Source organism: Nocardia sp. PLKS1-43 (assembly GCF_059510335.1).
The window spans coordinates 404,078-428,029 of sequence record NZ_JCAJZQ010000006.1; the positions used below are offsets into that span (position 1 = coordinate 404,078).

Below are 23,952 nucleotides of genomic sequence, written 5' to 3' on the forward strand. Positions count from 1 at the left end.
TGCGCTTCGCGTGCCGACCGATACGCCGATACCGTTGCGGCGCAGCGGGAGCCGTCGGTCATCGCGGCACCGGACCGCTGATCACTGCCGCTGGATTCGGTGCAGCACGAGATACTGATGCGGGGTGTCCAGCGCGGCCACTAGCTCGAAGTCGAGCCCGATCTCACCGAGTTCCTCGTGGTGAATCCACTTCTGCTTGCGTTCGGGTACGCCGATCTCGTGCCGGTTCCACAGCTCGCTGAACGCGGGGTTGCGGGCCGCGACATCCGCCAACAGTGCGCTGGTCACCGGATCGTCCTCGGGCACAGGGCCGATCATGCGGCGGATGCCGCCGACGAAGAACCGCGCGAACGCGTCCCAGTCCGCCCATATCCGCGGGGCGGCCGGGTCCAGAAACAGCATGCGCAGAATGTTGTCCGAGATCTCGAAACGCTCGAAGAGTTCCCGCGCCGACCGATTGGCCGCCAGCACGTCGCTGCGGTGGTTCACGATGTAGGCCGGGCCCGGCTCCCACGATCGCATGACCAGCGACAGGAATTCGTTGACCTCCTCGCGAACGCCGGTCGGCTTGCGCGCGGCAGGAGGCTGCCTGACCAGGCCGTGCAGATAACTGGTCTCGGCCGTCGACAGTTCCAGCGCCTTCGCGAGGGCATCGAGTACCTGCGGTGACGGATTCCGTTCGCGGCCCTGCTCCAGCCGGACGTAATAGTCGGTGCTGATGGCGGCGCGCACGGCCACCTCCTCGCGGCGCAGGCCGGGTGTCTGCCGCCGGCGGCGCTGCGGGTCGGCAGGCGGTTGCACGGCCGCTCGGCGGGCGCGAAGGAATTCCCCCAGCCTGTTCAGCACAGCGCCAATGTTAGTCCAGGTCAGACCGCCGGACCGGGTGCCGTGGGTGCGGCACTCCTAGGAGTGCTCGGCACTGGCGCCGGCGGGTCCGGTGGGGCGAGGCTGTGCAGGAGGAGAAGGCGTTTGCGGGAATCGGAGGCTGTGGATCATGAGTGGGTTACGGGTCGCGATCGTGGGAGCCGGCATCGGCGGGCTCACAGCGGGAATTGCGCTGCACCGGCGTGGAATCGACGTGACGATCTACGAGAAAGCGCGCGAACTGCGGGAATTGGGCGCCGGGGTCGTGATCGGCGCCAACGGGGCCCGCGTCTACCACAGCCTGGGCCTGCTGGATTCGATCGCCGCCATCGCCGGCAAGTCCTCGACGGTGACGATGCAGACCTGGCAGGGCCAGGCGCTGCCCGGTTACCGGCCGCCGTATCCCGCCACGGAGACCTACTCCCTGCATCGGGCGGAATTTCAGAACCTGCTGGTAGCCGCGATGCCTCCCGGTACGGTCCGGCTCGGTCACGAGTGCGTGGCCGCCGCCGAGGACGGCGCGGGGGTGCGAATCGACTTCGCCGATGGCAGCGCGGCGCGCGCGGACCTGCTGATCGGCGCCGACGGCATCCATTCGGCGATCCAGCCGCTGGTCGGCGCGAAGAGCGAACCGGTCAGCGAGGGGATCATGGCCTATCGCGGACTCATCCCGGCCGAGCGCCTGGACGGCGTCTACGACATGGGCCTGTGGTCGCTGTGGGTCGGGCCGGGGCAGAGCTTCCTGACCTATCCGGTCTCGGACGGGGCGTTGCTCAATCTCGTCGCGTTCGTCCCCACCGACCTGAATGTCGAGGAAAGCTGGAGTGCGCCGGGCGATGTCGCCGCCCTCGCCGCGGCATACGACGGTTGGGACCGGCAGGTTCAGGACGTCATCGCGATCATGGACCAGACCTTCCGGTGGGGAATCTACGATCGCGAGCCCATGCGGCGCTGGTCGACCGAGCGCATCACGCTGCTGGGCGATTCGGCCCACGCGGTGACCCCACACCTCGGGCAGGGCGCGAACCAGTCCGTCGAGGATGCCATCACGCTCGCCGTACTGCTCGAAAATGCCTGCGCCGCAGACATTCCGGCGCTTCTGCGGCGCTACGAGGAGTTACGCGTCGAACGCAATCGCCAGGTCCGCGAGGGCGCCCGGGAGGCCGGACTGCTATATCGCTCGTCCGCTATGTCGCCGGAGCAGCAGGCCGAGCGGATCGTCGCCATCTACGACCGCTTGCAGCTGCGAACCTACGACGCCGAGCGGGTGGCGCACCGAGCGCTCGCGGTACGAGCGTGACGCACATCACCGCCGCTGTTCCTCGATCGGGTCCTGCGAGGCAGAATGCCGACAGTAGCGCCGAGATCGACTCCAATCGCGGCCGGTAACTCGTTGGAGGATGCCATAGTTCGGTATTCGGCGTAACTTTCGTGCGATATGTTGGTCGTCGAGTACGGGCCCCCGGACGGATTGCATTCATGACGGAAACCAATTCACCGATCGTTCTGTCGGTAGTCGTTCCCGTTCTCGACGAAGCCGCGAATATTTCACGCACGTTGCGAAGTCTGGTCGCTCAGGATGCGGTCGACGAGGTGATCGTCGTGGACAACGGCAGCACGGACGGCACCGTCGAGATCGTCCGCGCTTTCCTGGCCGAGCATCCGCGGGTGCGCCTGCTGCACGAGCCGAATCGCGGTATCGCCCCTGCTCGCAACGCCGGATTCGACGCGGCGCGTGGCGAATTCGTCGCTCGCACCGATGCCGACACCATCGTCGGCCAGGACTGGGCGGCGACCGTTCGCGATTACTTCGTCGGCCACCCGGAAACCGGGGCATTGACCGGCCTGTGCACATACCACGATTCCCCGATCGGTTTCTTCCTGCAATTCGGCCAGCGGATATTGATCCGCGCCGGAAGACTGGGAGGTCAGGTCGGCAATATGTACGGGCCGAATATGGCGATACGCAAGGACGCATGGTTGAAAGTCCGTGCCGAAACCCAGACGCGACGCGACGTCATCGAAGATCTGGATCTGGCGTTATGCCTGTGCAAGAGCGGGATTCGCATCGACCAGCTGATTCACATGCGCGCCCGGACCTCGGCCCGGCGTCGCCGCGACACCCCGATCAACCGCTGGCGGTTCCATCTACTGGGCCTGCGCACCCTGCGGGACCACAGCCTGCCGGTGCAGCCCATCCATCGAATGCTCATCTCGGCCGCCTGGCTGACGCACACCATCCAGTGGCCGCTCTACCGCTTCTGGGACTTCGACCGGCGACGCTTCAGCCTGCGCCCCGGCACATCACGCCGCGCGCACCGAACCGGCCTGAGCGCGGACCGATCGCTCAGCGTGGAGTGATCTCCACCCGGTTGTCGTGGAACACCGCGCCGCCGGCGAAATCCGAATCACGTTCGGCGATGGTCGCATTCACGGTGGCGCCGTTGGTGAATTTGGCCCAGCGTCCCTTGGTGGTGGCCGCGACGCCGGGACGGACCCGATCGGAGACCTCGGCAACCGCCTCGAAGGAGCCGCGGGCGTTGGCGACCAGAACCGGTGCGCCGTCGGCGATGTCGCGGACGGCGGCGTCCTCGGGGTGGATGGCGATGCGGGATTCACCTGCACGACGGCGCAATTCCGGGTTCGAGCCGAACGTGGTGTTCAGAAAATAGTGCGGCGCAGCGGATATCAGCACCAGCCCGGTTCCCGGGTCGGCGGGCGGGGTGTAGCCGGGCAGCCGATCGTGCCCGGCCCGTTCGGCGAGGGTCGAGGTGAAGTTGATCTTCTCGATGGGTACCGGACGCGGCTCGATCTTGAGGAAACCCTCCGAGCGCAGACGGTCGATGTCGTAACCCTGCAACACGACTCGGAGCAGTTCCTCGTCCGAGTCGTACAGCGCCGGTTCGGTCAGCCCCATCCGGCGTGCGAGCCTGCGGAACGTCTCGGTCGTGGACAGGCATTCACCCGGCGGCTCGACCGCCTTCTCGTTCCAGACCAGGTAGAGATTCCCGTAGGCCGCGACGAAATCCGTATGCTCGGGCTGCATGGTCGCCGGGAGCACGATATCGGCATAGTCGACGGTGTCGGTCGGAAAGTGTTCCAGCACAACGGTGAACAGGTCCTCGCGGGAGAGGCCCTCGACCACGGCGCGCTGTTCGGGGTTGGATCCCACCGGATTGGCCGCGATCACGAACAACGCCTTGACCGGCGGGTCGGACGCCTCGAGCAATCCCGCGCCCACCCGCGTCTGCGACAACGTGCGCACCGGATGCGGCAGCAGATCGAACCGCGCCAGCCCCGGCACGTCCAGCTGGAAATGCCCCGACGTCGAATAGTGCAGTCCGCCACCGCGAATTGCCCAGTCACCGGTCACCGCGGGCAGACAGGCCATGGTCCGCAGCGCCATCCCGCCACCGGCATGCCGCTGGATGCCCTGCGAAGCCCGGATCGCGGTGGGCCGGGTGCGGGCGATCCGCTCCCCCAACCCGACGATCCGCTCGACCGGCAGCCCGGTGATCCCGGCGACCCGATCGGGCGTGAATTCCATTATCCGGCTGCGGAATTCATCCCAGCCCACGGTGTGTTCGGCGAGATACCCCGCATCGTGCGCCCGCATCGACACGATGACGTTCATCAATCCGAGTGCCAGCGCGGCATCGGTACCCGGCAGCGGCGCCAGATGCTCGTCGCACCGTTCGGCGGTGCGGCTGCGCACCGGATCGATCGCCACCGTGTACGCCCCGCTGTCCTGGACGAACTTCCAGAGGTGATGCCCGGAGGTCAGCGGGTTGGTGCCCCACAGCAACACCAGTTCCGAATGCGCGAAATCCTCCGGATCCATCCCGCCGGCCGTGCCGAGCGTGTACTTCAGCCCCGCCGACCCGGCCGCCGAGCAGATCGTCGGATCGTGCAGCGAGGCCCCCAGCACATTGAACAGCCGCCGCACCGAAAGCCCCTCGGTGCCCTGGACATAGCCCAGGTTCCCCGTCCCCAGGAACGGCCAGATCGCTTCTCCCCCATACTCGTCGATGATTCCGTGCAGACGTCCGGCGATCTCGTCCAGCGCCTCGTCCCAGCCGATCCGCTCGAATCGCCCCTCGCCCTTGCGACCGACCCGACGCATCGGATACCGAATCCGGTCCGGAGCGTTCAACTGCTCGAGATACCGGTTCACCTTCACGCACAACGCACCCCTGGTCACCGGGTGTGCTTTGGTCCCCCGCATCCCCACGGCGACGCCGTCCTCGACGGTCACCTCCCACGAGCACCCGTCGGGACAATCCAGCGCGCAAGCCCCGAACACCTTCACCCGATCGATCGTAACCAGCAGATCCGCTGCCCGGCCCCGTCCCCCGCTCCGGCCGGCAGGCCCGAGATGCCTCTGACCGGCTCCGGCTCTCGCACGCACGCCGGATCTCATTAAGTTCCCGGTGAGCCGTACCTAGGATCGCGCGCCGATCGCGGCGGCCGATACCACGGCGGTATCCGACGACGGTCCGTGGTCCAGCTCGGGTATCAGGCCGGAACGATCTCGAAGACCGGGTGGGTGCGGGCGTTGTCGAGGAATTGCTGCGGCGAGGAATCCTCGTCGACATCCAGATAGGGCAGCACGAAATACCGCCGATACAGCGCCACGAAGGGTTTGGGAACGCGCGGCGGCCCGGACACCAGCGCCGCGCGGAACACCCGGGCCGCCTCGTAGGTGGGCAGCTCCACAGCCGTCACGCGCTCGACGTGCTTACCGTGTCGCAGCGTCGCCGCCCCGCGCGCCGAACGCAGGTTGCGCACCCAGTTCACCGTTCCGTAGGCGGCCACCAGATAGCGCCGCCCGTCGTGTTCGAACACCGTCAACGGCGTCTGTACCGCCCGGCCGGTCCGGCGTCCGGCCACCGTGAGCACGCGAAACGTCCACATCGGCAGTCCAGCGCGTATCACGACCCGCATCCACGCGTTTGACGCCCTGACAGCCCACCCCGCCCGATACGACTTGGCCATGAACCCGAGCGTCCCCCTGTCCGACGTCGAAGGCAACAGCCGAACGACCTTGATTGCGGCCGGCCGGCCTCCGGGGCGCTGGCGCCCGCCGCGGACTTGCGGAACCATTGGTCTCATCTCCAGCACGACCCCTCAGGTGTGGCCCGTCCGCAATCGAAGGAGGAGTCATGGACAGGGAACCGAACCGCACACCGGACTTCGAAGCGCTGTACCGCGACGCGCCGCCGGAGCAGAACGCCCCCGCTTCGATCCCCTGGGACATCGGCGGCCCGCAACCCGCGGTGCAGCAGTTGGTGGCCTACGGCGCCGTGCGGGGCGAAGTGCTCGACCCCGGAACCGGCCCGGGACATCATGCGATCCACTACGCGTCCAAGGGCTACTCGGCCACCGGAATCGACGCGGCGCCGGCGGCGATCGAGCGGGCGAAACGCAACGCGGAGCACGCCGGGGTGCGCGTCGACTTCCAGGTGGCCGACGCCACCCGGCTCGAGGGCCTCGAAGGTCGGTTCGACACCGTCGTCGACAGCGCGTTCTACCACGTGTTCCTCGACGACGAGCAAACCCAGCACCGGTACGCGCAGGCCCTGCACCGCGCGACCAGGTCCGGGGCGCGACTGTTCATGTTCGAATTCGGCCGCCACAACGTCAACGGCCTGCAACCCGAAGGTTTACCGGCGGAGAACTTCGACCGGGTGCTGCCCGCGGCCGGATGGCGCATCGACTACCTGGGAACCACCACGTACCAGGCCACCTTCTCCCCGGAGACGTTCATCCGGCTGACCGAGGAGATGGACGGCGACTCCGGATGGGCCGAACGGATGAGGCCGGTGCAGGAACAATTCCGGATCCTCGCGCCGCTGCTGCGGAACGATCGGGTGCACCTGCCCGTGTGGGCGGTTGTGGCAACCCGCGTCGACTAGCTCCCGGGTCCGAGGGGCGCTACGAAAGCTCCTCGGCCACAAACGGACTCAGCTCAGTCGCTCGATGATGGTGGCGTTCGCCGTGCCGCCGCCCTCGCAGATGGTCAACAGCCCGTACCGGCCGTTGACCCGCTCGAGTTCGTTCAGCAGTGTCGCGAACAGTTTCGCGCCGGTTGCGCCGAGGGGATGTCCGAGCGCGATCGCGCCGCCGTTGACGTTGACCTTCTCCGGATCGGCGCCGGTCTCCTTCAGCCAGGCCAGCACGACCGAGGCGAAGGCCTCGTTGATCTCGATGACGTCGATGTCCTCGATGCTCAGCCCGGTCTTCTCCAACGCCCACCTGGTCGCCGGAATCGGTGCGGTGAGCATGTAGATCGGGTCCGCGCCGCGCGCGCTGACGTGGTGGATGCGCGCCCGCGGCTTCAGCCCATACTCCGCGACGGCCCAATCCGAGGCGAGCAGAGTCGCGCTCGCGCCGTCGGAGATCTGACTCGCGACCGCGGCGGTGAGGCGGCTGCCCTCGCTCAGCGGCTTCAGTCCGGCCATCTTCTCCAGCGTCGTCTCGCGCGGGCCCTCATCGATCCAGAAATCGCCGACCGGCACGATCTCGCGGTCGAAAGTGCCCTCCGCGATGGCTTTTCGGGCGCGCTCGTGGCTGCGCAGAGCCCAGCGCTCCATATCCTCGCGGCTGATATCCCACTTCTCGGCGATCAGCTGCGCGCCGTTGAACTGCGACACCTCGCCGGTGCCGTACCGGTGATCCCAGCCCTGTGCGCCGACGAAGGGCGAATCGAACCCGTACTCCCTACCGGCCAGCATGGCCGACGAGATCGGGATCGCGCTCATGTTCTGCACACCGCCGGCGACGATGACCTCCGCGGTGCCGCTCATGATGGCCTGCGCGCCGAAATTGATTGCCTGCTGGCTGGATCCGCACTGCCGGTCCACCGTGACCCCCGGCACCTGCTCGGGATATCCGGCGGTCAGCCACATGGTGCGGCCGATATTGCCGGCCTGCGGGCCGATGTTGTCCACACAGCCGACGATCACGTCGTCCACCGCGGCGGGATCGATCGGGTTGCGCCCCAACAGACCCTGCAGTGCCGCCGCGCCGAGATCGGCCGGGTGCACACCCGACAGCGCGCCACCGCGCTTGCCGACCGGCGTGCGCACGGCATCGACGACGTACGCCTCCCGCACGGGCGAATACTGACGACGGGCAGGTGCTGACATGGATGACTCCTACTTACCTTGCTGGACTGTGGGTTTCGCGCCGGGCTCGGGGTTGGTGAGTCCGTCCAGCACGATGGTCAGATATTGCTTGGCCAGGTTGTCCACGGTGATGCGGCCGCCGGGCTTGTACCAGCGCACGGACACCCAGACGGTGTCGCGCAGAAAACGAAGGGCCAGTTCGGTATCGAGCTCGGGCCGGAAGCTGCCGTCGCCGACGCCCTTGTCGAGCACTCGCCGCCACAGCTCCCGGAACTCCCGGTTGTACTCGTCGATGTATTCGAAACGCGTTGTGCCGCTGAGTCTTTTGGCCTCGGCCTGATAGATCGCTACCGCGGCGTGCGACCGATCGAACGATTCGAAGGACGCGATGACCAACGCCTCGAGCGTGTCACGCGCGGGCAGACCGGACGCGTCGATCTCCCGGTATCGCCCGAACAGGTCGTCGAGAAAGCCGCGCAGGATCTCGTCCACCATGGATTCCTTGGAATCGAAGTGGTGGTAGAGACTGCCGGACAGGATTCCGGCGGCGTCGGCGATATCGCGGACCGTGGTCGCACGCAGCCCACGCTCGGCGAACAGACCTGCCGCGATGGCGAGCAGTTCGGCGCGACGTGCGGATTTGGATGCGTCGGGTGGGGGCACCCGCCCATCGTACAACCAAGCATTTGCTTGGTCTATCTGTGTCCTCGGCGACCCCGGATCTCCATCACCCGATGGCTCATCGCACGGAATAACGCAGCGGCGAGGACACCGACAGATCCGCGAGCAGCCGATCGCAGATCGCCACCGGTGATATCCCCGCCCGCGCCATCCGCGCGACCAGTGCCAGCCGCCGTTCACAACTGTCCCACTCGACGGTCAGCGGTCCACGGCCCGGTCCGGCGTCGACCGTCGCCAGCACCCGCGGCGGTCCGCTCGCGACGGGCTCCTCGATCAGTTTCAGCACCATCCCCCGCTGCCAGGCGCGGTAGGTGTCCATATCCGCGCCGTTCACCATTTTGTCCGTCGCGGCACACAATCCTTCGGCGATCCCGTCGGCGAAGGCCACTCGGTCATAGCTGAATCTGCGGCACCGCCGCACCACCGCGAGCAGATCCGACCGCACCTCGCACAGCAGCAGTGTGCGCTGACGCCGCCGCCGATCCTCCTCCGATTCCACACTCCCCGGCGCGGCCGAGCGCCCGATCCGCACCGCCCGCGCCCGGTCCCGGGCCATATCGGCCCGCAGCGCGCACCGCGGATCGCGTGCGACCTCGTCCTCATCCACCGCATACTCCTCGAGCATCTGCGCAGCCCTCGCCGCGGCGACATCATCCGATTCGTGATCGAGAAGTTCCGCGCCCAGCGCCAACGCGGCCATCACCTTGCCGTCCAGCCGTCTGCGGGCCAGTACCACTTCACGCACCAGCTCGAGTTCCAGCTCTTCGTTGTCACGGTGGTCCAGACCCATGGGCCATGGTCCCTTCGAAAATTTCCGCCGAACCGGCCTACCTCAGGATCGCACAATCCAGGGTGGTCAGCGCCACCGATTTTCCGGATGCCCGGGATTCGCTCCGCAGGTGATCATCAACCTGTGCGAGGTATGTCCGATGCATCGCCACCGCACCCGCCCGCCTCCGCCCCACAGCCGACCGTCCACGACGCCGGGATGCCAACGGACGACGGCGCGTCAACGGACGTGGTCTGAGGAAGACAGACGACGATCGGCCAGTTTCTCGGCTGCGTCGTCGTAGATCCGCGAGTCGGCGGAGACCAGCTCCCGTCTGCCGAACATGCGGATGTTCGCCGTCTTGGCGGCGGCGTACTGGATGTGCGCGTTCCGGGCGGCCGTACTCATCTCGACATTCTCGAGACGAATTCCGTTGCGGCGGAATTTCATTCACGATGCGCTGGCTCGTGCGCCGGACCAGGACCCGGCGTGCACTGCCCCGATTGATCCAGAGCGTCGAGATGCTCCTCGACGAACTGGGCCGGACTCGACAGCCGAGTGACGATATCGTCGAGCCGGTTCGGATCGACACTGTATTCCCCGTGCACGGCAGATCCAGGCTGGAGACTGCACCGGCGAACTGATTACCCTGCGCGACAAACGCTTTCGCGCTTACTCCGAGCGCGGAAGCCATCACCGTCAACGCCCTCGATGATCTTGCCGCCGTCCTAGGTCGGCCCACCCCACGGCGAAGAGCGCCCCGAAATGAACACCAACGCTAGTGAAATGCACTGCGCATCAACATATTTCGCAACGAACTCGAAAACCGCCGGAACGCGCGTCGCCGGGTGACCGCTGACGGCCACCCGGCGACGGCAGAGCATGCGGATTTACACGACAGCGGGTCGCCGAGCGGCGTTCTCGGCGATGGCCTCGACCACCGCACCGAGCAGCGGTGCGGGCAGATCATGCCCCATCGCGTCGAGCGGCATATAGCTCGACCCGGGGATCGCGGCACGCGTCGCCTCGCCTCCGGCGATCCTGATCAGCGAATCCTCCGCACCGTGGATGACCAGCGCGGGCACCTCCAACTGCTGGAGTCTGCTGGTGCGGTCGGGCGCGATGACGGCCGCGGTCACCTGACGAGCCGCACCCTCGGGATGACGCGCGCGCTCGTAGGCCCGAGTCGCCATGTCGTACCGGCGGGCCCGCTCGCTCTCGGCGTAGGTCTTCGAGCCGATCAGCGCGTACAGCGCGGCGATCTGCTCGATCGCGGCGTCATGATCCGCCGGCAGCGGTTTCAGCAGTTCCTGGAGCACGTCGCTGTGGGCCATGCCGATGCCGGCATGCGGAGTGCTCATCATCGAACACAGCGACAACACTCGCGGCTCGTACTCGATCGCGAACAATTGAGCGACCATCCCGCCCATCGATGCACCGACGATATGCGCCTGGTCGATGTCGAGGTAATCGAGCAACTCGGCGCAGTCCCGTGCGATCGCTCGCAGGTAGTACTGACGAGGGGTGGCGTTCCACGAGGTCAGGCCGCTGTCGCGGTTATCGGGACGGATCACCCGGTAGCCGCGCGCGACGAGGTCGTCGATCATCGGCTGCGGCCAGTGGATCAGCTGCGAGTTGAGCCCCATGATCATCAGCATCGGCGGCCCGGCCGGATCACCTTCGTCGCGGTAGCACATCCTGACCTCGGACAGGTCAGCGAACTGGTCGATCGCATCGTTCATGACAAGCCTCCCGAAGTTGTTGCCGTGGATTGCAGACATTGAGCATGCAAAGCCGAACTGCACTCGGGTGTTCATGAAACTGTGAACCGCGACAGCCGATTCATCGGACCGCTGGCCGCCGCCAATTCATGATCCCACACCGGCCCCCTGGCGCAACCTGTCCGATCCGCATAGATCCCCGACCGCTCGCCCGAGTCCGCGGCCCGATCGGCCGATGCGCGCCGCGATCGATCCGGACATCGACGTTTCCCTTCGGAACTCGTTGCAACACAGCGGTAATCCACACAAATCGCGCCCGGTCGCCGTCCGGAAAAACCTGGAACGACGCGTGATGATGCTCGATCGGCAACCGAAATCCTTCGACGGCCGAATACGCCAGACGACGAGCCTCGTCGTCGACGGTCACCAGATACTCCCGGACCACGGCTCCGGTCGGCATGGTCAGATACCGCACGTCACCCTCGATACGAATATCGACGTGGCCATATTCGTTTCTCTGGTCAGCGGCAGCAATTCGGGTCCAGCACAACACACAACGCGGACAGCGCGTCACGCCTGGCCCGATGGACGACGCTCATCCCGATGCGTTCGGATTCGACGAGCCCGGCCTTGCGGAGCTGGCCGAGATGGTGACTGACCGTCGACTCGGACAGCCCGACCGCAGCGGCGAGCGCACCCCCGTTCTCGCCGGTCTCCGGCCCGGCCAGCAGCAGCGACATCAGTTTCACCCGAACCGGGTCGGCCAGGGCCTTGAGCCGGAGGGCGACTTCGAGCGCGGCGGCGTCGTCGACCGGGCCCGCGGCCACCGGCGCGCAGCACACCGGCGCGGACATATCGATCACGGGCAGCGTCTTGGGCATGGATTCCATGCTAGCGACGGCATTGACATATGTCGAAAAGGTGCAAGAATCGACCGCACAACCTTTTCGACATATGTCACACAATGGAGGTTTCCGATGTCTCGCATCCAACTCGCACTCAACGTCGACGACCTCGAGCAGGCGATCACGTTCTACTCCACGCTGTTCGATGCCGAACCGGCCAAGCGCAAGCCCGGTTACGCCAACTTCGCGATCACCGACCCACCGTTGAAGCTGGTGCTGCTCGAGAACACCGGCCAGGGCGGCACGCTCAACCATCTCGGGGTCGAGGTCGAGTCCTCCGAACAGGTCCACGACGAAATCGCCCGCCTGTCGCAGGCGGGGTTGTTCACCGAGGAGCAGATCGCGACCACATGTTGCTTCGCCACCCAGGACAAGGTGTGGGTCACCGGCCCGGACACCGAGAGATGGGAGGTCTACACCGTACTCGCCGACAGCGAAACATTCAGCGCCGCAGAAGAATTCGAGGTAGACAGCGCCAACGTGCAAACATGCTGCAACACGGACGACCAGACCACCGGAAACGTCTGCTGCAGCCCGGCCGCTCGAGCCACCACCCGGAACGCCGACCGCGACACCGAACCCCCGACCGCCACCTGAATCCACGGCGACACCAAACCGGGCCACCAGCAGAGATTTCCGTTGCGCCCGCGACGCTCGCGCCACCGAAAATCCCTGCCGCACCCCGGCGCTCGAGCCATCACCCGGAACGCTGTGGCCGCGCCCCTGCTCCTCGAGGTATCGCAGCCGATGTGACATCGCCCCTGGAACTGGCCACGGCGATCGGCCTTGAATTCTCCGCGGATCGAACCAAAGCCGAAGGCACCCTCATCAGAACCGCTCCACAACCCGCCATCGGACACTCCCACTGCAACAGCAATATTCGAGTCGCCAAGCCCGCCCGACACCGAAGGCAGCTCACCAGAACCGGCCCCTCACCCCCCTCCACCGGAGGCTTACGCCGCGACACCGATATCCGAGTCGCAGGACCATACCGCGATACCAAAGGCACCCTCACCAGAACCGGCCCCTCAACCCGCTACCGGAAACTTCCACCGCAACAGCAATATTCGAGTCACCGAGCCCCGCCGCGATACCAAAGGCACCCTCATCAGAACCACTCGTCACCCCGCCGCCGGAGACTTATGCCGCGACACCGATATCCGAGTCGCAGGACCATACCGCGATACCAAAGGCGCCCTCACCAGAACCGGCCCCTCAACCCGCTACCGGAAACTTCCACCGCAACAGCAATATTCGAGTCACCGAGCCCCGCCGCGATACCGAAGGCAGCTCACCAGAACCGTCCCTCAACCCGCCGCCGGTGACTTATGCAGCGGCACCGATATCGGCGATGGAGTTGACGGTATCGCGCAGTTGCCCGGCCATCGCGGCGTAGCCGGAGCCCGCGGGAGCGATGTCGAAGCGTTCGATGCCATATGGCCCTGTCCCGAGTCGCGGGACCCTGCCGCGATTTCGGTGTTCGAGCCGCCGAGTGCTCCTGCCACTGCCGAACCCGGAATGCGCACGTCACGCAAAGGCTGCTGGCCGAACCGGCCGTGAATACGGCACTCGGGCGTGAATCTATTCACCGAACATTCGCTTGCTCTTCCGCATCGATACCTATCAATATCGATGTATGTCTAATCCAGCGGTGTCGTCAGCGGTGGCCGGACCATCGTGTGAGCCCACGGCCCGGCTGCGACCGGCGCTGACCGCGGAGCAGGCCGCTGGGCTGGCGATGATGTTCAAGGCGCTGGCCGATCCGGTCCGGCTGCGGGTGCTGTCGGCGATCGCCGCGCGCGCCGGGGGCGAGGCGTGCGTGTGCGATGTCTCCGACGGCCTGGATGTCACCCAGCCGACCATCTCGCACCACCTGAAAGTGCTGCGCGAGGCCGGATTGGTCACCAGCGAACGCCGCGCATCCTGGGTCTACTACCGCATCGTCCCCGACGCTCTGGCGCACCTGTCCGAGGTACTGGGCCACAACGCCGGAATCGAGGCGACCGTATGACCGCGACCGACCACATCACTCACCCGGCGGTCGCCGGAAAACTGTCCACCCTGGACAGGTTTCTGCCGGTCTGGATCGGTGTGGCCATGGCCGCGGGGCTGCTGCTCGGGCACGGAGTCCCCGGGCTGGGCAGTGCGCTGTCCGCGGTACAGGTGGACGGAATTTCGCTGCCGATCGCGATCGGCCTGCTGATCATGATGTACCCGGTGCTGGCCAAGGTCCGCTACGACCGCTTGGACTCGGTGACCGGCGACCGCCGCCTGCTGCTCGGCTCGCTCGTGTTGAACTGGCTCATCGGTCCCGCGCTGATGTTCACCCTGGCTTGGCTGCTGCTGCCGGACCTGCCCGAATACCGGACCGGGCTGATCATCGTCGGCCTGGCCAGATGTATTGCGATGGTGATCATTTGGAACGACTTGGCCTGCGGCGATCGGGAGGCCGCCGCCGTGCTGGTCGCGTTGAACTCGATTTTTCAGGTCGTCATGTTCGCCGTGCTGGGTTGGTTCTACCTCTCGGCGCTGCCCCGCTGGCTCGGCCTGGCGCAGACCACGATCCATACCTCGCCCTGGCAGATAGCGAAATCGGTGTTGGTCTTCCTGGGTGTCCCGCTGGTCGCAGGTTTTCTCACCCGCCGATTCGGCGAGAAGGTCCGCGGCCGTGACTGGTACGAATCGAGGTTGTTGCCGCGGCTCGGGCCGTGGGCGTTGTACGGGCTGCTGTTCACGATCGTGGTCCTGTTCGCGCTGCAAGGCCACCAGATCACCTCTCGCCCTTGGGATGTCGTGCGCGTCGCGATCCCGATGCTTGCGTACTTCGCCATCATGTGGGGCGGCGGCTACCTCTACGGCCGTCTGGCGGGCCTCGGCTACGAACGCACCACCACCCTCGCGTTCACCGCCGCGGGCAACAACTTCGAACTCGCCATCGCCGTCGCGATCGCCACCTACGGCGCCACCTCCGGTCAGGCCCTCGCCGGAGTCGTCGGCCCGCTGATCGAGGTGCCCGTTCTGGTCGGGCTGGTCTACGTATCCCTGGCCCTGCGAAACCGCTTCTTCCACAACACCACTCAGCGCCCTGTCCCGGCCGCCAACTGAAAGACGCTCGCCGATGCCTGCCATCCCCAGCGTGCTGTTCGTATGCGTCCACAATGCCGGACGCTCCCAGATGGCCGCCGCATTCCTGGCCCACCTCGCGGGCGATCGCGTCCAGGTTCGCTCCGCAGGCTCCGAGCCCGCCGACCGGGTCAACCCCGCAGCCGTACAGGCCATGGCCGAAATCGGCGTCGACATATCCACCGAAATCCCCAAGGTTCTCACCACGGACGCGGTCGAATCCTCCGATGTGGTGATCACCATGGGCTGCGGGGACACCTGCCCGTACTTCCCCGGAAAGCGTTATCTGGACTGGAAACTCGACGATCCGGCCGGCCAGGGCCTCGACGCGGTCCGTCCCATCCGCGACGAGATCGAACACCGCATCCGCGCCCTACTCGACGAATTGGGCATTCCGCCGGGCGGATGAGCAGCCGGACATGCCCGCCGAAGCGATGCGACCGGAGCACGCGCCCACATATTCGGGAGCCGTCGGCTCGGCGTGGACAGCGGCCATACCCACGGCAGGCACGCCGAGGAACCAACGCCTTGACAGGCGACATCCCGAATCCCCGCGTGACTCAATCGCAGAGCGAGGATCGCCGGGCGGACAGAGCGAGCGCCGCGAACACGGACAGCCGCTGCGGCACACCAGAGCAACGCCCGTTGCACTCACCGTTCGACCGCTCCGACGATGGACAAGGTCGTGCGCACCGACGCTCGCCACGCCACACCCAGCCCTCAGCACGCTCTGTCGCCGCGAGAATCTGCGAGCCCATGGACACATGCGGTGCCAGGAAAGGTGCGCACAGTGCCCGAATACCGCACGAATCGAATACCTGCCGTCCACCAGTGCGGAATGGGCGGGGAAGTCACTGTGCGCCAACAGTTTCCAATCGACGCGGTCGAACTGCCCGGGGACCGAGGGGCTCACCCGGGCACGATGATGAGCTTGCCCCGTTTCGCGCTCCCGTTTCGTTCCAGTTCCGTGAGCGCCGAGACCGCGTCGGCCAGCGGCACGGTCCGGGCGATCGGTAGCTCGAGGTGGCCCTCGCCGGCGGCTCGCGCGACCGCCTCGATATCGGCCGTCACCGCGCGGGCGATCACCACGTGGAACGGGCCGGGCAGAGCGCTTCTCACCATGTTCGCCGGGCTGGGGCGTGTGCTGATGATGCGACCGTTCGGCCGCAACATCTTCCGGGCTTGTTCGACCGGCGGTGTCGAAGACGATATCGAATCGCCGCGCGAGCGCCGCGGGGTCGAAGTCGAAGTGGACGATGGGATCGATGCCGAGGTCGCGTGCCTCGTCCGTCGAACCGGCGCGGCAGCTTCCCGCCACCGTCGCACCGTGCGCGGACGCGAGTTGCACGGCCGCGCGACCGACTCCGCCGAGGCTCCCGTGCACGAACACCGCAGCGCCGGGCTGTAGCCTCGCTTTGTCGAACAAGGCCTGATACGCGGTGAGGCCGACGGTGGGAAGCGCTGCCGCCGCCTCGAAGGACAGTCCGGCGGGCTTGCCGACCACGCCTTTTTGTTCGGCGACAACCACATCGGCGAACGCACCCGACCACTTGATCGGTGCGCCGCCGAGGACCTCGTCACCGACGCGCAGCCGGGTGACATCGTCGCCGACGGCCTCGACGACGCCGGCGAAGTCGTATCCCATCCCACGCGGAAAGCTTCGCCCGGTCATCCATTTCATCGCACCGTTTCGGATCCCGAAGTCCATGGGATTCGCGGCAGCCGCTCGCACCCGGACGCGAACATCCTGAGCGCCGAGTTCTCTGGGCTCGAAGTCTTCGAGCCGCATGACCTCCGGTCCGCCGTAGCGGTGGTACTGGATCCGTCTCATCGTCATGTGAGTTCTCCCTTCGGTGATGTCGTGTGTCAAAGATGCAAGGGCGGTGCGAGAACCGATTCGAGGTACGCCAGCGTCGTCCGGTGCAGCGGCGGCGCGTCGAAGTCGGAGGATCCATGGTCGCCACCGGCGATTTCCACGAGATCCGCCCGAACTCCGACCGCGGTGAGTGCGCGGTGAAGGCGTCGGCTCTGTTCGATCCCGACACGGCGATCATGGTCCCCGTGAGCGATCAGGAAGGGCGGCGCGCCGGGGTGTGCGAGAAGGCAGAGGTTTCCGCGCTCGGCCACGTCCGGGCGAACGGCGGGTGGGAATCCGAAGAAGCGGGCGAATGTGCTGTCCGGGCCCGTCATCAGTTCGATGGCCTCGGGGTGTGCATCCTCGTCGTGTCTGAGGAAATCGGTGGGTCCGTAGTGCTCGACGACGGCGGCGAGTCCGCAGGACACCTCCGAGTGCGGTCCGATGCTGCCGACCAGATCGCTGCCGTCGCCGGCAAGTGCCACGGCGCTGATGAGATATGCGCCTGCGCTGGAGCGGAAGCCCACGATGCGGTCGGTGTCCAGCCCGTAATGATCGGCGTTGGCCCGCACCCAGCGAACGGCGGCGGCGACATCCTGGATGGCAGCGGGGAAGACGGCCTCGCCGCTGAGCCGGTACTGGACCGACACCACAGCGAGTCCCGCCTCGAGCAGATATCGCCACGGCCCCATTTGTTTGATTCCGGCGAAGAATCCTCCCGGATGTGCGTACACCACAACGGGAATGGGTGTCGTCACCGGACGGTGCGGGATGTGCAGGTCCAGTGTGAGCGGCCGGAATCCGGCGAGGGTGGCATAGATGCGATCCAGATGGCTCGCTACCCCGGGGAATACCTCCACCGGCGGCAGCGCGGCGAATTCGGGCCGGATAAGGGTGGAGATCATCTCTGCGGGGATGTCCACTGGCGCACCAGCTGTCGGCATGACTGGTTCCTCTCTGAACAAGTTGCGGCAGAATGGTTTTCGTTCGGATCAGGATTCGCGCGGTGCGGTGTCGACGAGCGCGCGGCCGAACAGCCGGCCGAACATGGTGACCGACAACGATCGCGGAAGGACATGTTTGATCAGCAGGTCCGCGGCATTGTTGGTGACGCCGGGGATGACGCGGGCGCGCTTGCCGAGGTTGCGCAACGCGGCCTGGACCACCTGCGACGGCGCCATCCTCGGGCTGCTGATCTTCTGGAAGTCGAGGCCGTTGGACCGCTGCGCGCCTTCGGTTTTCGTCATCCCGGGGGAAACGACCAGGACGTCGACGCCCTGATTCTTCAGTTCGTAGTGCAACGCCTGGCCCAGTGACGACACGTAAGCCTTCACCGCGCCGTAGTTGGCGGTGTACGGTGTGGCGCTGGCTTCGAGGCTGGACGCCACGAGGATGATGGCTCCGCGACCCCGGCGGGCGAACTCACGCCCGAAGTGGTGCGTCATCCGCAGCGGCACCGCCGCGTCGAGGGTCAGGACATCGAGTTCGGTGGCCAGCGAATTGTTCACCAGCGGTCCGGCGGAAGAGATTCCGGCGTTCGCCACGACGATCCCGACGTCGAGATCCGCTACCCCACGGGCCAATTCGTCGACGGCGCCGTCGGCGAGCAAGTCCAGCGCGAACACGATGTTGTCGGTGCCGTGGTCGCGGGACAGCTCGTCGGCCAGAACCTCCAGACGGTCTTTGCGGCGCGCCACGAGAACAACATTGACTCCGACGGCGCTCAGATGCCGCGCGAATTGCTCGCCGATACCCGAGGACGCCCCGGTGACGACTGCATACCGGCCGTATGTGACGCGAAGATCTTTCATGCTGATTCCTCTCTGCGCAGTGGCGCCGGTGGCACCGACGACTGCCGTCATGACACCAAGTGCCATCAGGCTATCACCGTTTATGACACTTAGTGTCGTCAGCTCGTCGGGCGCTCTACGATGTGGGCATGAGTCGGTGGGAGCCCAACGCAGCGGAGCGGTTGGCAGTGGCTGCGGTGGAGTTGTTCGCCGCCCGGGGATATGAGCACGTCTCCGTCGTGGAGATTGCCGAGCGTGCGGGATTGACCAAACGCACGTTCTTCCGTCACTTCGCCGACAAGCGCGAGATCCTGTCCAGCGGCCAGGATGCGTACCGAGAGATGTTCGCCACCGCCATTGCCGGTGCGCCCGCCGAAGCCACCCCGATGGAAGCGATCGGTGCGGCACTGGCCGCGTTCGCGGACGGCCTCGCAGACGATCGCCGCGAATTTCTGGCGAAACGCCAGGCAGTCATCGCCGACAATCCCGAACTGCAGGAGCGCGACCTGCTCAAGTCCGCCGCGCTGACCACGGCGATGGCGGATGCGCTCGTTGCGCGCGGAGTGGAGCAATGTACCGCGAGCGTGGCCGCCAACATCGGCGCGCTCGCCCTCGGCGACGCCTTCCACCGCTGGCTGCAACCCAGCAATCGGACGTCCATGGCCAGACTCGCCGAGCAGGCGCTGCGAGACCTGATGGCGGCAATCGAGACGCTGCGCTGAGGCCGCCGCAGCGCTCCGACTGTCATATGAAATCCCGGCTATCCGGCGCGTTCTCGTGACTCTCACCTGCAGCGCCGCGTCGGGTGCACTGAGCTGTACAACGCTGCCGCACAGCAGATTTCGCTGGGTGCCCGACCGATCAGCGGCCTTGCCGGAAATCAGATGCGGTGCGAAACCTTACTCACGCAGCAGGACCCGCGTCCATGACTCAGAAGGGATCGGCGAGCGAACCGGACCGAAGCGCGGCGGTGAAGGCATCCCATTCGGATGACGTGAAGGACAGGGCAGGTCCCGAGGGATTCTTGGAGTCGCGGAGAGCGATCATGCCAGCGGCCTGGAACGCGACCTCGACGCAGTCACCGCTCTGAGTGCTGTAGCTGCTCTTGAACCACCCGACATTCGGAGCGTTCACTGGGATACCTCCTGCATGATCTCGGTCAAACGGGCCCGAGTCTTGGCTGCGTTCAGCACAACCCGTTCGATCTCAGCCCACGATTTACGATACCGCGCCACCTGACCGGGCGTGTCGAAGTAGAGAGCGCTCCCAACTCCCGACTCTACGTACGCCACGGGAGGATCGGGGGCGAGGTTCCCGATGGCTGCGAACTCGAGAATGCTGAAGGGACCAGTCTCGGTGCCGCGATAGATTCCTACATCGAAGGGGACGAGACGGATCCGCACACTCGGCATTTTCGACGTGTCGATGATGTGCCGGATCTGGCCCACCGCTACATCGGGCTCGTCGAGAAAGCGTCGAATTACGTTCTCATCCAACACGATATCCAGCTTCGCTCCAGCCCTGGTAAGAGTCACCCGCCGCCCGATCCTGATCTCCACGTTGTGCTCCACCTCTTCCGAAGTGAGGTACGGACTGGTTCGCAAGAGAGCCCGTGCATACTCGGAAGTCTGGATCAGGCCAGGCAGACGGGTGTTCTGATACGTCGTTATAGATGCCGCAGTGGTTTCGAGGGTGATGTATGTACTCAACTGGCTCGCGGACTCTACGTCAGTGAGCGTGTGCCACCACCCGTGCGCCGACTCCGCCTCTACAGCAAGTACTTTCAGCTCCCGTCTGACCACATCGGAAGCGCCGTAGATGTCGCACAGCTTGTCGATATAGATCGCTTTGAGCTTGCACGGCTCACCTTTGAGCATCCTGGACACCGTCGTGTGATGGAGATCGATCTGCTCCGCGATGTCCTTGATGTACAGGCCGGACTCGCCGTGCAGTTTGGACAGGATGTGTGCCACCTGACGACGCGGCACGGACGGAACATTCGGTACGGCGGGCATTGTGAACGATCCTCCTCGACATGACCTGGGCATTCTTGGTCCCGAATCGGCTCGATTCGTTTTTTCGAAGCGGACCGATTCTCGGCTTTGGATTGTGAAATCAGCGACGACGGTGTGACATGGAACCGCAGCCGCACAGAGGCTTCGAACGCACCACCCACCGGCCAGGTTTCGGGCGTTCGTCCCACATTTCCGACTCAAATCCGGGGAACTCCATGATTACCATGCGATCAGAGGTCTCGACAAGAGTGAATCGATCATCAGTTCGAGCGAAAGGCACTGTCCTTGTCGAGTGTTCGACTGCTGAACAATGTGCGAACCTCGATTGTCCTGCGATGACGCCTCGCCTGGCGTTATGCGGTCGGCAACAGGGCGGACGCACCGCACAGGTCGTGCCGTTGGAGGGGACGGCATGATCGCACTTCCATCGAAAGTTCTGCTCGTTCAAGCGTGCATGGGCAGTGCGATACCGAGTCATCCAGTTCTATTGGCATCTCGGGAATTGGCGTGTCTGCATCAGGCCCGTTTGGACCATTCCAATGCGGATACTCCCGAAATTGCTGAAGCGCGCCGGAATGCAGTGCGGGAAGTCGATCGCTGGCTGTCGGCGAGCGGCGCGCAGACGCCGAACGCACCATTTCTGCACACCGAGACCGTCGGCATGGTGATAGACCGAATCGCGGAGTATTCGATCGCAGCACAAGCCGGTTCGGCGCAAGGGACTCTGGAACCGCATCGGCATTACCTCTGGCAGCGCATGTCCGAACTCGCTGTCGCCTACGAGGATCTGGTGTGGGAAATCCACGCGGGTCGCCGCAGGGTGCCGGATTTCCCCGGTCCACGATTGCACACATTCGCACCGCCCGTCCCGCAGGCCGGCATATGAACGCAGACAACAGGTTCCACCTTGTACGCGATGAGCTACGCCGGGTCGGCTGGTGCGACCACGCCACCCTCGACGCTGTCGCCGAACTGCTCGACGATCGCGAAATCAATATCCTGGCAGGAAAGTTGGGCATGATCGCCGCGCACCTGGCATCCCGCGCCGGAATCGGTCGGGGCATGCCGCCGCCGGGCACCTTCCCGGGTGCGGGTAACGAGCGCATAGACCTTGCGGCCCAATGGAATGCGGTCACCGTCGCCGGATGGTTCGTCCGCAAGAAACTGACCGCGTGGTGGTGGCATGATGTCGTCTTCGACGCCGTCCTGGTCACCTACGAACTGGTCAAAGCGTTCGTGGCCGCCGTGGCCGACGACGACCCGAGCCGCGTAACCCGCCTCACCCTGCGCCTGCGAGCCCTCTCCGCGGGCCGCCTCGTCATCGAGATCCACGACTCCCCCGAAAACGCCCACCTCATCTCGGCAGCCGACAACCTCATCTCCGACCAGGTGGAACACATAGCCCACCACTGCGGCCGCCACGAACACCACGGCCGCACCGTCCTCTGGTGCGAACTCACCCGCCCGGAACTGACCCGGTGGATCTGACCGACCCCAGCAAACGCCGGCGATGACGAATCCCGTTGTCCTGCACCGGCAAGGCGCCGGGCTCAGCCTGCGTCAGCAGCACAACCCGAACCTTCGATGCGATACCCGCATCGGTTCGTGTCGTCGCATCCGACGGCGGCGTCGACGGCCGAGCGAGTCGCAGTGCCGGTCCTGTGCAGCGAGCCGCTTCGGTTCGCCCCACACGACCGATCGATGCAATATAATTTGCCTATGATCAGCATGGTGCAACTTGTTTTGCATCAAGATGGCCGGCGTACTGCCGACCAGTCGCTTGCTCGTGAGCACCGCCCGTCGCTACCGGATCGACCGCAATGTGAGACACGATGAGCCCGAACATATTTCACATCAGCGAGATAACGCTGACGCCCCCGAAAGGTGCGCAACCAGGCCTGATCGTCGTACTCCACACGGCGCAGAAAGCGCTCCGTCAATCGATCGGGTTACTGGCGTCGGGGAAGCCGTCGGAACAACCGGATCTGCTGCACGAATTGGGTAAGCGAGGATTGCTCCAGGACGGACTCGACGACAAGCACGACCACGCCGTCATGGTCGACAACTACGCCTCGATGCTGAACAAGATCCGCGCCGCCAAGGTGGCGATCAACGAGCACAACGAGGACGTTCGCGCGGCCGTCTACTCGACCTTCGACGTATCGAACGGGACCTTCACCGCCTGCATGAGAAAGGTGCACGAGCTCCAGGGCGCGCTCGCGGACATGTCGAAGAGGAATGAGAGCGGCACACCGTTGACACCGAGTCAGCAACGGGCCGTGATCACCGCCGCCCTCGACGCCGTCGACTACGTGCACGGCAGGGTCGACTCCGCCGGGAAGCAGATCCGCCGGCAGAAGCAGGTGATCGAGAATTCGGTTCCGAACTACCATCCCGCCGTGACATTTTCGTCCGCGCCGGACCCGACGAGAGGGACCGGCAGCATCGTCCCGATTCCGTTGGCCCCCGGCGCTCCTGGCGCGGTGCAGGCTGCGCTGTCCCAGCTCAATGTTCACGAGATAGGCAGCACCAACCACCTGCCGGGTCACAAGGCATACGACATCGGCGGGCCGTGGTGCGCGTCCTTCGCCACCTGGGCCTGGAAGCAGGCGCATATCCCGTTGAACTGGACCACCAGCACCACCTATGTGCCCACGATCTGGGCCGACGCCAAGCGCCACGGGCTTGCCGACAGGGCGTCCAATGCCCGTGTCGGCGATCTCATCGTCATGAACGGCGTCGGACACATCGGCGTGGTGAAGAAGGTCGATCCCGACGGCACCATCTACACCATCGAGGGCAACTCGGGCGATGCGGTACGCCAGCACAAATACCCGCCTGGCAGCAGCTACGTCGACGGCGTCATCCATCCGCCCGCACAAAAGGCCAGCACTGCCATGGCCTGACGCGCAGGAAAAATCGCTGGCCGGACCGGACGATCTAGCGTCACATCGGACACGCAGCCCGCGACCGCCGGAACCAGCACATCTCTCTTCGGATCATGCGGCCCAATCGTTTACGCCGCAGTGTCAGCGCCGTGACTGGCTGTCACCCAGTCCGGCCTTCTTCCTGGCCAGCGCGAGAGAGCCCGCGAATGGCGCT

26 protein-coding genes and 1 pseudogene are annotated in these 23,952 nt (G+C 65.6%); 12 read left to right on the forward strand and 15 right to left on the reverse strand.

Translation table 11 applies throughout. From position 1 onward, the window contains the following. Nucleotides 1-81: 81 nt before the first annotated feature. Nucleotides 82-846 carry a helix-turn-helix domain-containing protein gene (locus AC5WS7_RS23715; protein WP_495956746.1) on the reverse strand — a complete coding sequence of 255 codons (765 nt, stop codon included), beginning with the start codon at nt 844-846 and terminating at the stop codon, nt 82-84. A 148-nt stretch (nt 847-994) separates the two neighbouring features. Here AC5WS7_RS23715 and AC5WS7_RS23720 point away from each other — a divergent pair, with 148 nt between their 5' ends. Continuing rightward, the gene (locus AC5WS7_RS23720; protein WP_495956747.1) at nt 995-2,164 is read left to right on the forward strand and encodes an FAD-dependent monooxygenase; all 1,170 of its coding nucleotides are present in this window, start codon (nt 995-997) and stop codon (nt 2,162-2,164) included. 179 nt (nt 2,165-2,343) lie between these two features. After that, complete coding sequence (locus AC5WS7_RS23725; protein ID WP_495956748.1) at nt 2,344-3,225, forward strand: glycosyltransferase family 2 protein; 882 nt, start codon at nt 2,344-2,346, stop codon at nt 3,223-3,225. On the opposite strand, the gene AC5WS7_RS23730 is transcribed toward AC5WS7_RS23725, so the two are convergent. After that, complete coding sequence (locus tag AC5WS7_RS23730) at nt 3,212-5,173, reverse strand: molybdopterin-containing oxidoreductase family protein (protein ID WP_495956749.1); 1,962 nt, start codon at nt 5,171-5,173, stop codon at nt 3,212-3,214. The two genes, AC5WS7_RS23725 and AC5WS7_RS23730, sit on opposite strands and share 14 nt — an antisense overlap. Nucleotides 5,174-5,379: 206 nt before the next feature. Continuing rightward, nucleotides 5,380-5,799 carry a nitroreductase family deazaflavin-dependent oxidoreductase gene (locus AC5WS7_RS23735; protein WP_495956750.1) on the reverse strand — a complete coding sequence of 140 codons (420 nt, stop codon included), beginning with the start codon at nt 5,797-5,799 and terminating at the stop codon, nt 5,380-5,382. Between the two features lie 227 nt (nt 5,800-6,026). Between AC5WS7_RS23735 and AC5WS7_RS23740 the strand changes: the two genes are divergently transcribed. Beyond that, nucleotides 6,027-6,779, forward strand: a complete 753-nt coding sequence (locus AC5WS7_RS23740; protein ID WP_495956751.1) for a class I SAM-dependent methyltransferase — start codon at nt 6,027-6,029, stop codon at nt 6,777-6,779. A gap of 48 nt (nt 6,780-6,827) precedes the next feature. Here AC5WS7_RS23740 and AC5WS7_RS23745 read toward each other — a convergent pair whose 3' ends face one another. From AC5WS7_RS23745 to AC5WS7_RS23770, 6 genes are all read right to left on the reverse strand, one after another. After that, entirely contained in the window at nt 6,828-7,979 is a 1,152-nt protein-coding gene (locus AC5WS7_RS23745; RefSeq protein WP_495956821.1) for an acetyl-CoA C-acetyltransferase, read from the reverse strand. A gap of 42 nt (nt 7,980-8,021) precedes the next feature. Further along, nucleotides 8,022-8,654 (reverse strand): TetR/AcrR family transcriptional regulator, encoded by a 633-nt coding sequence (locus AC5WS7_RS23750; protein WP_495956752.1) that lies wholly within the window; start codon nt 8,652-8,654, stop codon nt 8,022-8,024. A 76-nt stretch (nt 8,655-8,730) separates the two neighbouring features. After that, nucleotides 8,731-9,462, reverse strand: a complete 732-nt coding sequence (locus AC5WS7_RS23755) for a hypothetical protein (protein WP_495956753.1) — start codon at nt 9,460-9,462, stop codon at nt 8,731-8,733. Between the two features lie 219 nt (nt 9,463-9,681). Next, nucleotides 9,682-9,849, reverse strand: coding sequence for a hypothetical protein (locus AC5WS7_RS23760; RefSeq protein WP_495956754.1), 168 nt, complete (start codon nt 9,847-9,849; stop codon nt 9,682-9,684). Between the two features lie 482 nt (nt 9,850-10,331). Then, nucleotides 10,332-11,183 (reverse strand): alpha/beta fold hydrolase, encoded by an 852-nt coding sequence (locus tag AC5WS7_RS23765; protein ID WP_495956755.1) that lies wholly within the window; start codon nt 11,181-11,183, stop codon nt 10,332-10,334. 500 nt (nt 11,184-11,683) lie between these two features. Further along, a complete protein-coding gene (locus tag AC5WS7_RS23770; protein ID WP_495956756.1) occupies nt 11,684-12,043 on the reverse strand; it encodes an Rv2640c family ArsR-like transcriptional regulator in 360 nt (119 codons plus the stop codon). Nucleotides 12,044-12,139: 96 nt separating this feature from the next. Here AC5WS7_RS23770 and AC5WS7_RS23775 point away from each other — a divergent pair, with 96 nt between their 5' ends. The 4 genes from AC5WS7_RS23775 to AC5WS7_RS23790 all read left to right on the forward strand — a co-directional run bounded on the left by AC5WS7_RS23775 (nt 12,140) and on the right by AC5WS7_RS23790 (nt 15,599). Next, nucleotides 12,140-12,664, forward strand: a complete 525-nt coding sequence (locus AC5WS7_RS23775) for an ArsI/CadI family heavy metal resistance metalloenzyme (RefSeq protein ID WP_495956757.1) — start codon at nt 12,140-12,142, stop codon at nt 12,662-12,664. A 1,039-nt stretch (nt 12,665-13,703) separates the two neighbouring features. Next, nucleotides 13,704-14,078: an ArsR/SmtB family transcription factor gene (locus AC5WS7_RS23780; protein ID WP_495956758.1), complete on the forward strand. Its 375-nt coding sequence runs from the start codon at nt 13,704-13,706 to the stop codon at nt 14,076-14,078. Further along, entirely contained in the window at nt 14,075-15,172 is a 1,098-nt protein-coding gene (gene arsB, locus AC5WS7_RS23785) for an ACR3 family arsenite efflux transporter (RefSeq protein WP_495956759.1), read from the forward strand. The genes AC5WS7_RS23780 and arsB overlap by 4 nt, the downstream gene beginning before the upstream one ends. A gap of 13 nt (nt 15,173-15,185) precedes the next feature. Then, entirely contained in the window at nt 15,186-15,599 is a 414-nt protein-coding gene (locus tag AC5WS7_RS23790) for an arsenate reductase ArsC (RefSeq protein ID WP_495956760.1), read from the forward strand. 500 nt (nt 15,600-16,099) lie between these two features. On the opposite strand, the gene AC5WS7_RS23795 is transcribed toward AC5WS7_RS23790, so the two are convergent. Further along, nucleotides 16,100-16,363: a zinc-binding dehydrogenase gene (locus AC5WS7_RS23795; protein ID WP_495956761.1), complete on the reverse strand. Its 264-nt coding sequence runs from the start codon at nt 16,361-16,363 to the stop codon at nt 16,100-16,102. Between AC5WS7_RS23795 and AC5WS7_RS23800 the strand changes: the two genes are divergently transcribed. Continuing rightward, on the forward strand, nt 16,338-16,598 hold the full coding sequence (locus AC5WS7_RS23800; RefSeq protein ID WP_495956828.1) for a hypothetical protein: 261 nt from the start codon (nt 16,338-16,340) through the stop codon (nt 16,596-16,598). The genes AC5WS7_RS23795 and AC5WS7_RS23800 overlap by 26 nt on opposite strands. Before the next feature lie 141 nt (nt 16,599-16,739). Here the strand turns inward: AC5WS7_RS23800 and AC5WS7_RS23805 are convergent. The 3 genes and pseudogenes from AC5WS7_RS23805 to AC5WS7_RS23815 form a co-directional block, all read right to left on the reverse strand. Next, nucleotides 16,740-17,027, reverse strand: a pseudogene (locus tag AC5WS7_RS23805) (alcohol dehydrogenase catalytic domain-containing protein); the annotation flags it as partial. Nucleotides 17,028-17,056: 29 nt separating this feature from the next. Continuing rightward, nucleotides 17,057-17,989, reverse strand: a complete 933-nt coding sequence (locus AC5WS7_RS23810) for an alpha/beta hydrolase fold domain-containing protein (protein WP_495956762.1) — start codon at nt 17,987-17,989, stop codon at nt 17,057-17,059. Between the two features lie 48 nt (nt 17,990-18,037). Then, entirely contained in the window at nt 18,038-18,856 is an 819-nt protein-coding gene (locus AC5WS7_RS23815; RefSeq protein ID WP_495956763.1) for an SDR family NAD(P)-dependent oxidoreductase, read from the reverse strand. A gap of 167 nt (nt 18,857-19,023) precedes the next feature. Between AC5WS7_RS23815 and AC5WS7_RS23820 the strand changes: the two genes are divergently transcribed. Next, complete coding sequence (locus AC5WS7_RS23820) at nt 19,024-19,557, forward strand: TetR/AcrR family transcriptional regulator (RefSeq protein ID WP_495956764.1); 534 nt, start codon at nt 19,024-19,026, stop codon at nt 19,555-19,557. Between the two features lie 208 nt (nt 19,558-19,765). Here the strand turns inward: AC5WS7_RS23820 and AC5WS7_RS23825 are convergent, their stop codons facing one another. Next, nucleotides 19,766-19,969 carry a DUF397 domain-containing protein gene (locus tag AC5WS7_RS23825; protein WP_495956765.1) on the reverse strand — a complete coding sequence of 68 codons (204 nt, stop codon included), beginning with the start codon at nt 19,967-19,969 and terminating at the stop codon, nt 19,766-19,768. Beyond that, nucleotides 19,966-20,850, reverse strand: coding sequence for a Scr1 family TA system antitoxin-like transcriptional regulator (locus AC5WS7_RS23830; protein ID WP_495956766.1), 885 nt, complete (start codon nt 20,848-20,850; stop codon nt 19,966-19,968). Before AC5WS7_RS23830 ends, AC5WS7_RS23825 begins: the two co-directional genes overlap by 4 nt. A 454-nt stretch (nt 20,851-21,304) precedes the next feature. On the opposite strand from AC5WS7_RS23830, the gene AC5WS7_RS23835 reads away from it, so the two are divergent. The 3 genes from AC5WS7_RS23835 to AC5WS7_RS23845 all read left to right on the forward strand — a co-directional run bounded on the left by AC5WS7_RS23835 (nt 21,305) and on the right by AC5WS7_RS23845 (nt 23,756). Next, nucleotides 21,305-21,736, forward strand: coding sequence for a DUF4254 domain-containing protein (locus AC5WS7_RS23835; protein ID WP_495956822.1), 432 nt, complete (start codon nt 21,305-21,307; stop codon nt 21,734-21,736). Next, nucleotides 21,733-22,338: a hypothetical protein gene (locus tag AC5WS7_RS23840; RefSeq protein WP_495956767.1), complete on the forward strand. Its 606-nt coding sequence runs from the start codon at nt 21,733-21,735 to the stop codon at nt 22,336-22,338. Before AC5WS7_RS23835 ends, AC5WS7_RS23840 begins: the two co-directional genes overlap by 4 nt. 587 nt (nt 22,339-22,925) lie before the next feature. Continuing rightward, a complete protein-coding gene (locus AC5WS7_RS23845; RefSeq protein WP_495956768.1) occupies nt 22,926-23,756 on the forward strand; it encodes a CHAP domain-containing protein in 831 nt (276 codons plus the stop codon). Nucleotides 23,757-23,952: the final 196 nt, after the last annotated feature.